Origin of the sequence: Streptomyces sp. NPDC060035 (assembly GCF_042736635.1) — a bacterium.
Lineage (GTDB): Bacteria > Actinomycetota > Actinomycetes > Streptomycetales > Streptomycetaceae > Streptomyces.
The window spans coordinates 210,315-225,161 of sequence record NZ_JBHWVO010000010.1; the positions used below are offsets into that span (position 1 = coordinate 210,315).

The window sequence follows — 14,847 nt, forward strand, 5'->3', positions numbered from 1 at the left end:
GAGTGTTCCTGGTGCGCCGCTCCAGCCCCGGAGTTCACATGCCACTGTCACAGTCCGTCCACGGCCGCAGCGCGCGGTCGAGCCGCACGGGCGTGCTGCGCCGGACCGGGGAATGGTGCGCACGCCACTTCGTGATCGTCATCGTCCTGTGGCTGGCCGCGCTCGCCGGGGCGCAGGTCCTGCAGCACATGTACGGGGGCGAGTACTCCGACAACTTCTCGATCCCCGGAACCCAGTCGCAGGACGGCCTGGACGTGCTGAAGGCGCACGCCCCCTCGGCGGGCGGCTACAGCAGCCAGGTGGTGGTGCACGATCCGGACGGGCCGCTCAGCGCGGTCAGCAGCGAGGTCTCGACCGTGGTGGCCAACCTCCAGAAGCTGCCGGACGTGCTGTCGGCCCAGAACCCCCTGGCGTCGGACATCCCCACCACCACGCCGAACGTCGGGCCGCTCTCCACCGACGGGAAGACGGCGTACATCACCGTCCGGTTCAGCGTGCAGCCCTCCACCCTGGGCGACGGCTACCTCGACGGCGTGGACACGGCCGTCCAGCCGCTGCGTGCGGAGGGCGTCGACGTGGAGTACGGCGGTCCGCTGGGCGAGCTGGCCCGGCCCGAGGCGGACGACCGGACGAGCGAGGCCATCGGATTCGGGGTGGCCATTCTGGTGCTGCTGATCGGCTTCGGCAGCCTCGTGGCCGCTCTGCTGCCGCTGGTGACCGCCCTCATCTGCGTCCTCTGCGGTCTGGCCCTGCTGGGGCTGCTGGCCTCCACGATGACCTTCGCCACCGTCTCACCGACGCTGGCCACGATGATCGGGATCGGGGTCGGGATCGACTACGCGCTGTTCCTCGTCACCCGGCACCGCCAGAACCTCATGGACGGCAGGAACCCGGTGACCGCCGCCGGGATGGCCACCGCCACCAGCGGGCGGGCCGTACTGCTCTCCGGGTGCACGGTGATCATCGCCCTCTGCGGGCTGTGGGTCTCCGGGATCGGCTTCATCGGCAAGCTCGGCCTGGCCGCGGCCGTCACCGTGGTCACGGCCGTGATCGGCGCCCTCACCCTGGTGCCGGCCATGCTCGGACTGATCGGGCGGCACATCGACCGGATCCACGTGCGCAAGCCGATCGCCGAGGTGGACGCCGAACCGGACGATGCCGATCCCGGGTCCGGTCAGGGGCAGCACGGCAACGGGAACGGCAGCGGCACCTGGCACCGCTACGCGCAGCGGGTGGAGCGCAGACCGTGGTGGTTCCTTGTCAGCGGGGTCGTGGTGCTGGCCGTCCTCGCCTTTCCGGTCTTCTTCATCCAGCTCGGCCACATCGGGGACGGCGCCGATCCCAAGTCCTTCACCGACCGGCGCGCCTACGACCTGATGTCCTCGGCGTTCGGGCCGGGTTCGAACGGCCCGCTGACGATCGTGATCGACCAGAGCGCGGTATCGCAGGGCGACCGGTCCGCACTGGAGACCCAGGTCCAGCAGGCCCTGACGAAGGTGCCGGACGCCGCCCTCATCACCCCGCTCACCCCCACATCGGACGGGGATGTCCTCACGGCCACCGCGTACTCCGTGGCCGCACCGCAGGACGTGAGGACCACGGACCTGGTCAACCGGCTGACGGACGACGTCCTGCCCGACGCGGTCTCCGGCACCGCCGCGAACACGTACGTCACCGGCACGACCGCCGCCCAGGTCGACTTCCTGGACATCGTCTCCAGCAGACTGCCCCTGATCATCGCGGTGGTGGTCGGCCTCGCCTTCCTCGTGATCCTGACCGTGTTCCGGGGACTGCTCGTCGCGGTCAAGGCAGCCGTGCTCAACGTGCTGTCGATCGCGGCCTCGTACGGCGTCGTGGTGGCCGTCTTCCAGTGGGGCTGGGGCGGCCCCGCACTCGGGGTGTCGGGCGACGTCCCGATCGAGAGCTATGTGCCGATGATGATGTTCGCCATCGTCTTCGGCCTCAGCATGGACTACGAGATCTTCCTGCTGTCCCGGATCCACGAGGCCTGGCTGCGCACCCACGACCCCCGGGCGAGCGTGGCGCAGGCGCTGGAGATCACCGCACGGGTCATCACCTGCGCCGCCCTCATCATGGTCAGCGTCTTCGCCGCGTTCCTGATCAGCGACAACATCGTGGTGAAGATGCTGGGCCTCGGTCTCGCGGCGAGTGTGCTCATCGACGCCACAGTCGTCCGGCTCCTCCTGGTGCCCGCCGTGATGACCCTGCTCGGCCGTGCCGCCTGGTGGTCGCCGCGCTGGCTGGTCCGGATCCTTCCGAAGGTGGACGCGGAAGGATCCGGGGCCGGGTGACAGGCCCGGGGCAGGGAACGCACCACCCGCTTCGGGGCCTCTTCGGCCCCAGGGCCTCTCGTCCGGATCATGCCGGGCCCGGCATGATCCGGACGAAAGACCCTAGCCGAGCTGCTCCGGCAGCGGAGCCGCGTGCAGGACCACCAGTCCCGAGACCGCTCGGGTCAGCGCCACGTACAGCCGGCGCAGGCCCGTGCGTTCGTCGGGTTCGCCGTCGACCACGGCGGCCGGTTCGTCCAGCACCACGTAGTCGTACTCCAGGCCCTTGGCCAGCGACGCCGGGACCAGGGTCAGGCGGGAGGCGGCCGTCGTCTCGTCGCCGGGGGAGAGATACGCGTGGCCCGACGCCGTGAGGGCGTCGGCCAGCGCCGGGATGCGGGCGTCGGCCGCGATCAGGCCGATCGAGCCCTCGTGGACCAGCGACTCCTCGCAGGCCGCGACCACCGCCGTGTCCAGGACGTCCGCGGCCACCTCGCGTACGGCCAGGGAGCCCGGCGACTCACGCACCGACTCCACGGCGGCCAGGCCGGGCGAGATCGCGGGAAGCAGCCGGGAGGCGTACGCGATCACCTCGCGCGGCACACGGAAGCCGGCGGTCAGCTCCTCCACCACCGCGTCCGCCTTGCCGAGGTGGAACAGTGCCTGCGCCCAGCTCTCCGTCGACCACGGCGTCGTCCCCTGCGCCAGGTCGCCGAGCACGGTCGCCGAGCCGGTCGAGCAGCGGCGGCCCACCGCCCGGTACTGCATCGGGGACAGGTCCTGGGCCTCGTCGATGACGACATGACCCAGCGAGTGCGTACGGGCCACCAGGTCGCACGCCTCGTCGATCAGGACCGCGTCCGCCGCCGACCACCTCGCCGACTTCACGCTGCGGGCGGGCCTGGCCATGACGATCTGCTTCTGCTCGTCCCCGGTGAGGATGCCCTCCGCGTGCGCGGCAAGGAACTCGGGGTCCGCCAGGAGCCGCAGCACCAGTTTCGACGGGTCCACCGCCGGCCAGATCGCCTTCACGGCCGCCTTCACCGCGGGATTGCGCGCCACCGCGTTCTGCACCCGGTCGTCGGGGGCCTCGCCCGCCTCCTCCATCCGTACGAGGACGGCGTGCGAGATGCGCTGCGGGAGCGCTTCGTGTGCGGCGCCGTAGCGCATGTCGCGGGCCAGCAACTCGCCCACCATCTCCTCGATCTCGTACGCCGGCACCCGCCAGCGCCGTGAGCCGCGCACCACCACGACGCCCTCCGTCGGCGCGGTGACGTGCGCGCGGAGCGCGCGCCGCAGGACCTCCGCCATCCGGGCGTCGCCCTTGATCACGGCGGCGGCGGCCTCGTCCGTGCCGCGCACCTCGACGTGTGCCGTCACCAGGTCCTCGACGGTGGCCTGCTTCACCTCCAGCTCGCCCAGCGCGGGAAGGACCTGCTCGATGTAGTGCAGGAACGACCGGTTCGGGCCGATGACGAGCGTGCCCGTGCGCGCGAGCCGCTCGCGGTGCGCGTACAGGAGGTAGGCGACACGGTGCAGGCCGACGGCCGTCTTTCCGGTGCCGGGGCCGCCCTGCACGCAGACCGTCCCGCCCAGCCCGCTTCGTACGATCTCGTCCTGCTCCGGCTGGATCGTCGCCACGATGTCGCGCATCGGGCCGACGCGGGGCCGCTCGATCTCCGCCTGGAGGAGCTTGCTGGTCTGCTCGGTCTCCGCCGGGTCGGTGAGGTGCTCGTCCTCGTACGCGGTCAGTTCGCCGCCGGTGTAGCCGAAGCGGCGCCGGCGGTCGACGTCCAGCGGGTTGTTCCTGGACGCCTGGTAGAAGGGCTGGGAGACCGGGGCGCGCCAGTCGATGACCATCGGGTCGCCGTGGGCGTCGTGGACGTGGCGGCGCCCGATGTAGAACTGCTCGCCCTCGGCGCCCTCCGCCTCCTCCGCGCCGACCGGGTGCAGGTAGTCGAGGCGGCCGAAGAACAGCGGGGTGTGGGTGAGATCGGCGAGTGCCTTGATGCGGTCGTTGATCTGGGCCTGCAGGACGGCGGCGTTGACCCAGTTCGCCGTGACATCGCGGATGTCGAGGGACTGTACGTCCTCGCGCATGGCGCGCAGTGCGGCGCGGGAGCCGGCGAGGTGGGCGCGTTCCCGGGCCAGTGGATTGCTTGTTGCTTCGCTCGTGTCTTCGCTTGTCTCTTCGTGCGCGGGCACGGTGTTGCCTCCGGCTTTTCAACGCAGGACGGCGGACCGGGCTCACGGGGGCCCGGTCCGCTCAAGGACGTCTCCACAGATCCGCACGCAGGCGGGTGCGTGCGGCTGTTGTCGGCCGGTTTCCGTCCGGTCGGCGGCGCTCCCCCGGCTGCCGACCGCTCAAGGAGGCGGACCGGTACCACGGTGCGGGAGGCGGGCAGACCGGCGATTGTAGCGACCGCGGTCCGCAGGGGCGAACGAATAAAGCCGAACGATCAACGGCCGAGCGGGAAGGCCGGGCGGATGGAGGGCCGGGCGGATGGGGGCGGCGTCCGTACGTCCCGTAGGGGACGGCATGCGACCTGGGACCTACCCGTGCCCTCGCACGCTTCCGTCCGCAGGCCGATGCCGCCACGGGCGGGGGCGGAGCACCATGGAAGACATGAGCACCGTTCATCTGAACCCGCGCAGGACCGGGCCCGCGCACGGCGCGACCGCGGCCACCGGTCACCCCCACCACCGCCTCGGCGACGCGGTGCGCGCCGTCACCGTCTACGCGCGCACCGCCTTCGGGGTGGCCGTCCTCGGCGAGTACGCCGAGGAGTCGGGCCTCGTCCGCCGCCACCGCTGAGAGGCTGTCGGTGACCTCCGTGTCAGTTGCCGGCCAGCAGCTCGTCCGCGTCGACGATCCGGTACGCGTACCCCTGCTCGGCCAGGAACCGCTGGCGGTGCGCCGCGAAGTCCTGGTCGATCGTGTCGCGGGCGACCACCGAGTAGAACCGGGCCTCGTGTCCGTCCGCCTTCGGCCGCAGCACCCGGCCGAGCCGCTGCGCCTCCTCCTGGCGTGAGCCGAACGTTCCCGACACCTGGATGGCGACGGTCGCCTCCGGCAGGTCGATCGAGAAGTTCGCGACCTTCGACACGACCAGCACGCTGATCTCGCCCTCGCGGAACGCGCCGAAGAGCTTCTCGCGCTGCGCGTTGCTGGTCTCGCCCTTGATCACCGGGGCGTCCAGGTGCTCACCGAGCTCGTCGAGCTGGTCGATGTACTGCCCGATGACGAGGGTCTGCTCGCCCTGGTGCTTGCGCACGAGCGCCTCGGTGACCTTGCGTTTCGTCGCGGTCGTCGCGCAGTACCGGTACTTCTCCTCGGGCTCGGCCGTCGCGTAGGCGAGCCGTTCCGAGTCCGTCAGATTGACGCGCACCTCGACACAGTCGGCGGGCGCGATGTAGCCCTGTGCCTCGATCTCCTTCCACGGCGCGTCGAACCGCTTGGGCCCGATGAGCGAGAAGACGTCCGACTCGCGGCCGTCCTCACGCACCAGCGTGGCGGTCAGCCCGAGGCGCCGCCGGGCCTGGAGGTCGGCGGTGAACTTGAAGACGGGGGCGGGCAGCAGATGCACCTCGTCGTAGATGACCAGACCCCAGTCGCGGGAGTCGAAGAGCTCCAGGTGCGCGTAGACGCCCTTACGCCGGGTCGTCAGCACCTGGTACGTGGCGATGGTGACCGGCCGGATCTCCTTGCGCGTACCGCTGTACTCGCCGATCTCCTCCTCGGTCAGGGAGGTCCGCTTCACCAGCTCGTGCTTCCACTGCCTGGCCGAGACGGTGTTCGTGACCAGGATCAGCGTGGTCGCCTTGGCCTCCGCCATCGCACCGGCGCCGACCAGCGTCTTTCCGGCGCCGCACGGGAGGACGACGACACCGGAGCCGCCGTGCCAGAACCCTTCGACGGCCTGCCTCTGGTACGGGCGCAGTGCCCAGCCGTTCTGGTCGAGCTCGATCGGGTGCGCCTCGCCGTCGACGTACCCGGCGAGGTCTTCGGCCGGCCAGCCCAGCTTCAGCAGCGTCTGCTTGATCTGCCCGCGCTCGGAGGGGTGCACGGCCACGGTGTCCGGGTCGAGGCGCGCCCCGACCAGGGGCTGGACCTTCTTCGAGCGGAGGATCTCCTCCAGGACCGGCCGGTCGTTGGAGGTCAGCACCAGGCCGTGGACCGGGTGCTTGGACAGGGTGAGGCGGCCGTACCGCGCCATCGTCTCGGCGATGTCGACGAGGAGCGCGTGCGGCACGGGGTAGCGCGAGTACTCCACGAGAGCGTCGACGACCTGCTCGGCGTCGTGCCCCGCGGCGCGGGCGTTCCACAGGCCGAGCGGGGTGAGCCGGTAGGTGTGGATGTGCTCGGGTGCACGCTCCAGCTCCGCGAACGGGGCGATCGCACGACGGCAGGCGTCGGCCTGGGCGTGGTCGACTTCGAGGAGCAGCGTCTTGTCGCTCTGGACGATGAGGGGTCCGGTCACGCGCGTCGGCCCTTTCTGTTCTGCTTCTGCCCTGCTGCTGGAATCTGCCGCAGGGCGGCCGCGAACGGCCAAACGTCCAGTGTGCCGCATCGCGGGCGTGAGCGGGTGAGTCGTGTGCACGGCGGTGCGCAACCGCGCGCCCCCCGGCCCCGAGCTGTGACCCAGGTCTCATCGCCACCGTGCTGCAGATGCGAGGGCTGCCACGTCGCGGAGGGGCGACAGGAAGGGAGGAGTGCGTGGATCTGACATCCGAGTGGAAGCCTGGCGCGGTGATCAAGGCCGACCCCCACAGCCCGAAGACCGTGGTCAGCGGCGACACCGTCGATCTGACCCTGTGCGTCGGCCGACCTGAGACGTTCCGGCCCTCCGTCCCTCCCAGTACCGGCGCCCGGAGGGACGGAGGGCGGGGGTATCTCCATGACGGGCCCGACGCGCCGGGCCCGATGCCTACGGTGTCGCGTCGTCGGCCAGTTCCGCCACGCCCGTGATGCGGTGCAGCGGGTAGGTGCGGACCTCGTCGGCCGTGTGGTCGTACGCCGTGACGAAGCCGCCCTCGACCTTGACCGGCGCGATCACGCGCTGGCTGGCCGCACCGTCCGCGTTGACGTAGCCGATCCAGACCGCGGACCCGGTCATGGCGGCGGCCTGCACCGTGGCGAGGGTCTCGGCGGAGGTGGTGCGGGGGAGGGAACCGGCCGCAGCTGTGTCCGTAGCGTCCTTGTGGACGGCTCTCGCCGCCGTGTCACCGGCCCTGATGGCCCGTACCGCCGCGGTCAGCAGGGTCGCGTCCGGCACCGGCGGGCCCTCGGGGACGGGCGCCGGTGCCGTACGGGGCGGGGTGCGGCGGGCACCCGCGCGGGTGATCAGGACGTCGCCCTCGGCGGATTCGGCGGCCGGGGCGTACCCCATCTCGCGCAGTCCCTCCAGCAGCGAGCCCGGATCGGTCTGCGCGGCCAGGACGGTCGGCGCGAGCCGGCGCAGCCGCAGGGTGGCCGAGCGCTTGTCGGCGAGGATCTCGTTCAGCACGGCCTCGTCGTCGCAGCGTACGTATGCGGAGGCGGCGCCGATCCGCAGATGGCCGTGGCGGCGGGCCACGTCGTCGATGAGATAGCTCAGCGGCTGCGGCACCGGGGTGCGGCTGTGCGTGGCGAGGAAGGCGTGCAGGTCGGACGCGGCCTGGCCGGCGTCCAGGGCGCGGCGTACGGAACCGGGCGTGAAGCGGTAGACCGTCGCACCGCCCTTGGACTCGATGTCCGCGAGCACCGAGAGCATGTCGGCGAGCGGGCGTTCCAGCGGGCCGGGGGCCACGGCCGTCAGGTCGGCCTGGAGCAGTACGTGGTCGAGGGGCTCGGGGATGAGCGGCGCGAGGCGGGCAGCGGCCTCGGTGGGGCCCTGTTCGAGCAGTGCACGGGCCTGGGAGGAGAAGGCCCCGCGGCCGGTGATGCCGAGCATTTCCGCCTCGTTGACCGTCCACAGGGCGATCCGGGAGCGCAGGTCGGAGGTGTCGCCGGAGGACGGGGACGCGCCGGACGCGGCCGTGCGCAGTGGCCGTTCCCAGCGGAGCCGGGCGAGCAGGGTCTGCGGGTCGGGTGCGGTGCCCGGCGGGAGCGAGGCGAACAGGTCCAGCACCCGGTGGCGCACCTGGGGCGCGGCGGAGCGGTCCAGCTCGGGGCCGAGTGCGGAGAGCGCCCGGCCCTTGGCGTCCTGACCGCCGACGAGTCCCGAGGTCCGGGTGGCGGTGAGCCAGGCGGCGGCGAGGTGGGTCCAGCGGTCCTGGGCGGGGAGCTCCAGCCAGTCGTCGTACGCGGGTGTCGCCGCGTACCGCTCGTCGGTCTCCCCGTCCGGGGCCAGCAGCCCTGCGGCGTACGCGAGTTCGACCCAGAAGGCGGCGATCGGCTCGGACACGTCGAGTGCGCTCGCGACCCGCTTCAGCTCGCGCACGCTCAGGCCGCCCGCCCGGAGGATGGCCGGGCCGCCGTTGTTCCAGAGCTTCAGCAGCTCCTCGGTCGTGGACAGTGCCATGTAGGCCTGGCCGGCCGCCGCTCTGTCCACAGCCTGGGGATCGCGGTCGGCGGCGGAGGCGAGGGCCGGGGGCACGGGTTCCGGTACCCGGTGGGCGCGTCCGGCCCGCAGGTGCAGCGCGGCCTCACGCGGCAGTACGACGGTGCGCGTGGACACGGGCAGCAGCAGCCCCCGGTCGCGCAGCCACTGCACGGGCGGGGTGGGATTCGGGGTCACTTCCCCGTACGGCGGTCCCCACACCAGCCGGTCCAGCACGGACAGCGCCTCGGCGGGGGCGGTGTCCAGCAGGGCGGCCATCCTGGTCCGGTCCGTGAAGAGGCCGGCCAGCGAGGCGACCGCGGAGACCGGGTCGTGGGTGGCGGGCAGCCCGGCGGCGGTCAGGATCTCCTGCAGTCTGCCCGGCGACATCCCGGCCGTCGCCTCGGCGACGGTGGGGCCGAGTCCGGTGGGGGAGGCGTGCTGCGGCGACGGGGCGAGCAGCTCGCGTGCGGTGCGTACGAGGTGCAGCCGCTCCTCCTCGCCCCAGACGAGGGCCTGTTCGCGCAGGGCCGCGAGGGCGGCCGGCAGTGCGGCGGTGATCGCGGCACCGGAGTGGTCACGCCCTTCGCCGTCTCCTTCGCCGTCACCGGTGAGGAGCGAGAGCAGCATGCCGTACGGAGCCGGGTCCGGCGCCACGGCCAGGGCTTCCGCGGTCTGCAGGGCGAACCGGTCGAGGTGTTCCAGCGCGCGGACGACGGAGGCGCGCGTGCCGGCCCGTGTCGCCAGCTGGGTGATGTCGTTCGGCACGGGGCTGAGCAGGTCGGGGCGGGCACGCAGCAGCCCCGCCAGCGATTCGTCGCCCCGGGCGCGCAGAGCTTCGGCGAGCGTGCGCGGTGGTGTGGTCGTCCCCATCCGTCCCACGGTAGCCCCTGGAACGCTACCGTCGGGGCAGGGCGGTAGAGGGAGAACCATCGCGTGGGGATCGAGAGCGACCAGCTTGTCTACGACTATCTGAGCCGGGTCGGTGACCTGGCTCATCAGCAACAGCTGTCCTCGGGCGCCCGGATGAGACTTGTCTCGACGCTGCGGGGCGAGATCGACCGGCAGCGCGGGACGGACGGAACGGACTCTCCGGCGGTGGTGCGGCGCATCATCGACAGGCTCGGCACCCCGGCCGAACTGGTCGCCGCGGCAGCCGAGTCGGGCGACGGGACGGTGCCCTTGCCGTCACCGCGCGCAGGGTCGGAGCCGGTTGCCGCGGAGCCGCGCGGGGTTCCCCGGCCGCGGCGGGGGCTGCTCCGGAAAGACGCATCGCGCAAGGGCGCGTCGGAGGCGAGCGAGGCGGCGGAGGCCGGGGGCGAGGGTCCGGTGCCCGGCTGGCCGTCGGCGTCGGCGCCGCACATGGCGGGGCTGGACGAGGCAGGGACTCTCGGCGGTGAGCCCGACTGGTGGCGGATCGAGCCGGGGCCGTTCGGCGAGGACACGGCGGGTACGGCGGTGCCGGGGTTCGTGGGTGGCCTGGAGAGCCCGGAGCTGTTGCGGCCTCCGCGGCCGCCGGCGGAGGAAAAGCCCGGGGCCGGCGAGGCGGCCGGGAAGGAGGCCGAGGAGGGCGCCGCCGTGCCTCGTCCGAGGCGCTTCCGGCTCCGTCGCCGTGCGGTGGCCGCACCTGCTCCCGCCCCCGCCGTGGCGGAGAGGGCGCCCCGCTTCGCGCACCCGTTTCTGCTGCTGTCCGCCACGCTGCTGGTCGTCGGCGCCGTACTGGGGTCCTGGGTGGCCCTCGCGGGCGGCTGGCTGCTCGCGTACAGCTCGCGCAGATTCTCGCGTGCGGAGGCGAAGTGGGTCGCGATGGGGCTGCCGGGTGTGGTGGTGGCCGGGGCCTTCGTCTGGCTGTGGGGGCGCATGGAGGGGCACTGGGGGCAGCCCATCGCGGAGGGTGCGATGGGGGACGCGATGTCGGATGTGTGGCCGGCGGTCGTCCGTACGGCGGCGGTGGCCTCCGCGGTGTATCTCGTGTGGCGGTCCCGGAGGCTGCCGGGGTGAGGTGCGGCGCGGGACGACCGCGCCCCACCCGGCGTGGTTACTTCGTCAGGTCCGCCCGGAGCTCGTCCAGGATCTTCTCCGCCGCCGTGTAGCCGATGCCCTGGATCCACAGCTGGTCGTCGACCGGGAACACCCTGCCGTTCTTCACGGCGGTCATGTTCTTCCACAGACCGCTGCCGACGGTCTGCGTCTCCTTGGACTTCTTCGCATCGCCGTACGTCGAGTGGAAGACGGCATCCGCTTCCGCCAGGTCGATCTTCTCCGGGCTGACGTCGTAGGAGAAGCCGTCCTTCGCCCTGTCCGTGATCGCGGGGCGGCCCAGGCCGACGTCGGCGAGGATCGTCGCGATGTAGTTCTGCCTGCCGTAGATGCGGATGTCCGCGCCCTCGACGAACCGCACCATGTTGACCTCGGTGGCCGCCGCCCTCGCCGTACCGCCGAGCGCCTCCGTGACCTCCGCGGTGTGCGCGGCGTAGGCGGCGGTGACCTTCCTGGCCTCGGCCTTCCTGCCCAGCGCGTCCGCGTGGACCTGGAAGTTCGCCTTCCACGGGTAGCCGGTGTTCTCCGTCATCACGGTCGGCGCGATCGCGGTCAGTTCGGCGTACGTGTCACCGTGCCGGATCCTGCTCGTCAGGATCAGGTCGGGCTCGAGCGCCGCGACGGCCTCCAGATTCGGCGTCATCATCTCGCCGACGTCCTCGATGCCGGAGACCTGGTCCTTCGACAGATAGCTGAGGAAGCCCGACTCCACGTCCGCGTGCGTGGCGCCGACCGGCTTCACACCGAGGGTGAGCGCCGAGTCCAGCTCGGCGGTGTCCAGCACGACGACGCGCTTCGGGTCGTCGGGGACCGACACGTCGCCCATCACGGTCTTCACGGTGTGCGTGGACGCCGACGAGGAGGCGTCCGGAGTGTCGGAGGAGCCGCATGCGGCGAGCGCGAGCACGGCGGTGACGGCCAGCGAGCCGGCAACGAGGCCGCGGCGGGACGGGGAGGTCGTCATATCAGTGAGGCCTTTCCGGGAGAGGGCAGAGAGGGGGCCCAGGGCGCACCGGGCACGACGAGCGGCGAACCCGTCACCGGGTCCGGGACGATCACCGCCTCCAGGCCGAAGACCTCGCGTACGAGCTCGGCGGTGACGACGTCTGCGGGGCGGCCCTCGGCGACGATCCGGCCGGCCTTCATGGCGACGAGGTGGTCGGCGTAGCGGGCGGCCTGGTTGAGGTCGTGGAGCACGGTGACGACGGTGCGCCCCCGGGTGCCGTCGGCGGCCGGGGCCGCGAGCCGGCGCACGAGGTCCAGGACCTCCACCTGGTGGGCGATGTCGAGGTACGTCGTCGGCTCGTCGAGCAGCAGCAGATCCGTCTCCTGCGCGAGGGCCATCGCGATCCACACGCGCTGGCGCTGGCCGCCGGACAGCTCGTCCACCGACCGGTCGCCGAGTGCGGAGATGTCCGTGCGCTCCATGGCGTCGGTCACCGCGCGCTCGTCCTCGTCGGACCACTGCTGCCACCATCGCTGGTGCGGCTGGCGGCCTCGGGCGACCAGGTCGGAGACGGTGATCGCCTCGGGTGCCACGGGTGTCTGCGGCAGCAGTCCGACCGACTGGGCGATCTTCCTGGTGGGTATCCGGGAGAGTTCGGTGCCGTCCAGGAGCACGGAGCCGCCGGCCGGCTTCAGCAGCCGGCCGAGCGCCCGCAGGGTCGTCGACTTGCCGCAGGCGTTCGGGCCGACGATGACGGTCACCTGCCCGTCGGGAACGGCCAGGTCCAGCTCGTGCACGACGGTTCGGTCCTCGTAGGCGAGGGTCAGTGCACGCGCCGTGAGCCGGCTGGGCGCGGCGTCCGGGAGGGGACCGGGACCGGTCGTGCTCATGCGTTGCCTCCAGTGCGGCCGCCGTGGCCGCGGATGATGAGCCAGATCAGATACGGGGCGCCGACCGCGGCTGTCAGCACACCCACCGGAAGTTCGGTGGGGGAGAAGAGCCTGCGTGCCAGGAGGTCGGCGAGGACGACGATCACGGCACCGAGGAGTGCGGAGCACAGCAGCGGGATCTGTGCGGTACGCGTCATCCGGCGGGCGATCTGCGGGGCGAGCAGTGCCACGAAGTCCACGGGCCCTGCCGTCCCCGTCGCCACGGACGCCAGGACCACTCCGAGGGCGACGAGCCCGAGCCGTACGCGGCCGAGCCGTACGCCGAGCGCGGTCGCGGTGTCGTCGTCCATCGCGACGGTGCGCTGCGCCCGCGCCGCCCACAGGACGGCAGGCAGCAGGATCAGCAGTGTCCAGCCGATCGGCGCGGCCTCGTTCCAGCCGCGGCCGTTGAGGGAACCCGTCATCCAGATCTGCGCCTGCTGGGCGACCAGGTAGTCGCCCTTCGTCAGGAACAGGGTGGTCACCGACCGCAGGGCGATCGCGAAGCCGATACCGATGAGGACGAAGCGGGTCGCGTGCAGCCCGCCGCGCCACGCGAACACGTACACGAGCGCCGCCGCGGCGACCCCGCCGATGACGGAGAGGTACGGCAGGACGGTGTACGAGGTGACGCCGAAGGTCATCGCGCCGACCGTGAGCGCGCTCGCGCCCTGGCTGATGCCGATGATGTCGGGGCTGGCGAGCGGGTTGCGGGCGACCGTCTGGATCAGTGCCCCGGCGATCCCGAAGGCCGCGCCGACGAGCAGCCCGACCACCATGCGGGGCAGCCGGAGCGTGCCCACGACCAGTTCGTCGGGCGAGGGCTGTCCGAGGACGACCTTCACGACCTCGGCGGGTGCCACGAAGCTCTCGCCGACGCAGAGGTAGGCGACACAGACCGCGGCCAGCAGCACGGCGAGTACCGCCGCGACGATCCCGGCCCGCCGGTGGAGCAGGAAGCGGGCACGCGTCCCGACCCGTACGACGCCGTAGCCGGCGGGCCGGACCTTGGTCCGTACGGGTACTGCCGTGTCCGCGCTCATGCGGGCACCGTCTTCCGGCGTACGAGGGTGACCAGGAACGGCACACCGATCAGTGCCGTCATCACGCCTGCGGGGACCTCGCCGGGCGGGAGGACGATCCGGCCGATGACATCGGACACCAGGAGCATCACGGGGCCGATGAGGGCCGCCATCGGCAGCACCCAGCGGTGGTCGCCGCCCACGACTGCGCGGGCGATGTGCGGAACGGCGAGGCCGACGAACGCGATCGGCCCGGCCGCGGCGACCCCGGCGCCGGTGAGGACGGTGGCGCCGATGCCGCCGACGATCCGTACGGTCGCGACGTTCTGCCCCAGGCCCTTCGCGACGTCCTCGCCCAGTGCCAGCGCGTCGAGCCCGCGCGCCACCGAGAGTACGAGGACCACACCGAGCAGCAGGAACGGCCAGATCTGCTGGGCGACCTGGGCCTCCCGGCCGGCGATCGACCCGACCTGCCAGAAGCGGAACTCGTCCAGGGCGGACGCCTTCGTGGTGAGCACCGCCATGGTCACCGACACCAGCAGCGCGTTGATCGCCGCGCCGCCCAGCGCGAGCTTCACCGGCGTCGCGCCGCCGCGTCCCCTGGAGGCGATGGCGTACACGGCGACGGACGCGACGGCGGCCCCCGCGAACGCGAACCACACGTACCCGGTGAGGGTGTGGATCCCGGCGTACGCGATGGCCAGGACGACGGCCACGGAGGCGCCCTGGCTGATGCCGAGGATGCCGGGGTCGGCGATGGGGTTGCGGGTGATGCCCTGGAGTGCCGTGCCCGCGACGGCCAGCGCGGCGCCGACCATCAGTCCGATCAGGGTGCGGGGCACCCGCATCCGGCGGATCACCTCGGCGGCGTCGGAGTGCCCGCCGTGCAGGAGGGCGTCGAAGACCGCGGCAGGTGCGATGGACCGCGCTCCCACGGCGAGGCTGAGCAGGACGGCCAGCAGCAGGGCGGCGACGGCCGCCGCCGTGGCGCATGCGCGTCTGGACAGGCGTGGTGCGGCGGCCGGCATCGGAACCAATCGGGTGTACGGAGCGAGTGGGGCGGAGCAAGCGAGTGGGCGGAGAAAACAGACAAAGGGA

General features: G+C 72.3%; 10 protein-coding genes. 3 read left to right on the top strand and 7 right to left on the bottom strand.

Annotated features, from left to right (window positions below):
- Positions 1-38 precede the first annotated feature (38 nt).
- Entirely contained in the window at positions 39-2,312 is a 2,274-nt protein-coding gene (locus ACFWBQ_RS18560) for an MMPL family transporter (RefSeq protein ID WP_385489747.1), read from the top strand.
- 102 nt (positions 2,313-2,414) lie between these two features.
- On the opposite strand, the gene ACFWBQ_RS18565 is transcribed toward ACFWBQ_RS18560, so the two are convergent.
- Positions 2,415-4,496: a HelD family protein gene (locus tag ACFWBQ_RS18565; RefSeq protein WP_385489749.1), complete on the bottom strand. Its 2,082-nt coding sequence runs from the start codon at positions 4,494-4,496 to the stop codon at positions 2,415-2,417.
- Between the two features lie 421 nt (positions 4,497-4,917).
- Between ACFWBQ_RS18565 and ACFWBQ_RS18570 the strand changes: the two genes are divergently transcribed.
- Entirely contained in the window at positions 4,918-5,106 is a 189-nt protein-coding gene (locus ACFWBQ_RS18570) for a hypothetical protein (RefSeq protein WP_385489752.1), read from the top strand.
- 22 nt (positions 5,107-5,128) lie between these two features.
- On the opposite strand, the gene ACFWBQ_RS18575 is transcribed toward ACFWBQ_RS18570, so the two are convergent.
- Positions 5,129-6,772, bottom strand: a complete 1,644-nt coding sequence (locus ACFWBQ_RS18575; protein WP_385489754.1) for a DNA repair helicase XPB — start codon at positions 6,770-6,772, stop codon at positions 5,129-5,131.
- A gap of 447 nt (positions 6,773-7,219) precedes the next feature.
- A complete protein-coding gene (locus ACFWBQ_RS18580; protein ID WP_385489756.1) occupies positions 7,220-9,685 on the bottom strand; it encodes a helicase-associated domain-containing protein in 2,466 nt (821 codons plus the stop codon).
- 63 nt (positions 9,686-9,748) lie between these two features.
- On the opposite strand from ACFWBQ_RS18580, the gene ACFWBQ_RS18585 reads away from it, so the two are divergent.
- Positions 9,749-10,813, top strand: a complete 1,065-nt coding sequence (locus ACFWBQ_RS18585) for a hypothetical protein (RefSeq protein WP_385489759.1) — start codon at positions 9,749-9,751, stop codon at positions 10,811-10,813.
- Between the two features lie 37 nt (positions 10,814-10,850).
- On the opposite strand, the gene ACFWBQ_RS18590 is transcribed toward ACFWBQ_RS18585, so the two are convergent.
- The 4 genes from ACFWBQ_RS18590 to ACFWBQ_RS18605 are packed head-to-tail and all read right to left on the bottom strand — an operon-like array spanning position 10,851 to position 14,777.
- Complete coding sequence (locus ACFWBQ_RS18590) at positions 10,851-11,816, bottom strand: ABC transporter substrate-binding protein (protein ID WP_385489761.1); 966 nt, start codon at positions 11,814-11,816, stop codon at positions 10,851-10,853.
- Positions 11,813-12,688: an ABC transporter ATP-binding protein gene (locus ACFWBQ_RS18595; protein WP_385489764.1), complete on the bottom strand. Its 876-nt coding sequence runs from the start codon at positions 12,686-12,688 to the stop codon at positions 11,813-11,815. The genes ACFWBQ_RS18590 and ACFWBQ_RS18595 overlap by 4 nt, the downstream gene beginning before the upstream one ends.
- Positions 12,685-13,770: a FecCD family ABC transporter permease gene (locus ACFWBQ_RS18600; RefSeq protein WP_385489766.1), complete on the bottom strand. Its 1,086-nt coding sequence runs from the start codon at positions 13,768-13,770 to the stop codon at positions 12,685-12,687. Before ACFWBQ_RS18600 ends, ACFWBQ_RS18595 begins: the two co-directional genes overlap by 4 nt.
- On the bottom strand, positions 13,767-14,777 hold the full coding sequence (locus ACFWBQ_RS18605) for a FecCD family ABC transporter permease (protein WP_385489769.1): 1,011 nt from the start codon (positions 14,775-14,777) through the stop codon (positions 13,767-13,769). The genes ACFWBQ_RS18600 and ACFWBQ_RS18605 overlap by 4 nt, the downstream gene beginning before the upstream one ends.
- Between the last annotated feature and the right edge of the window lie 70 nt (positions 14,778-14,847).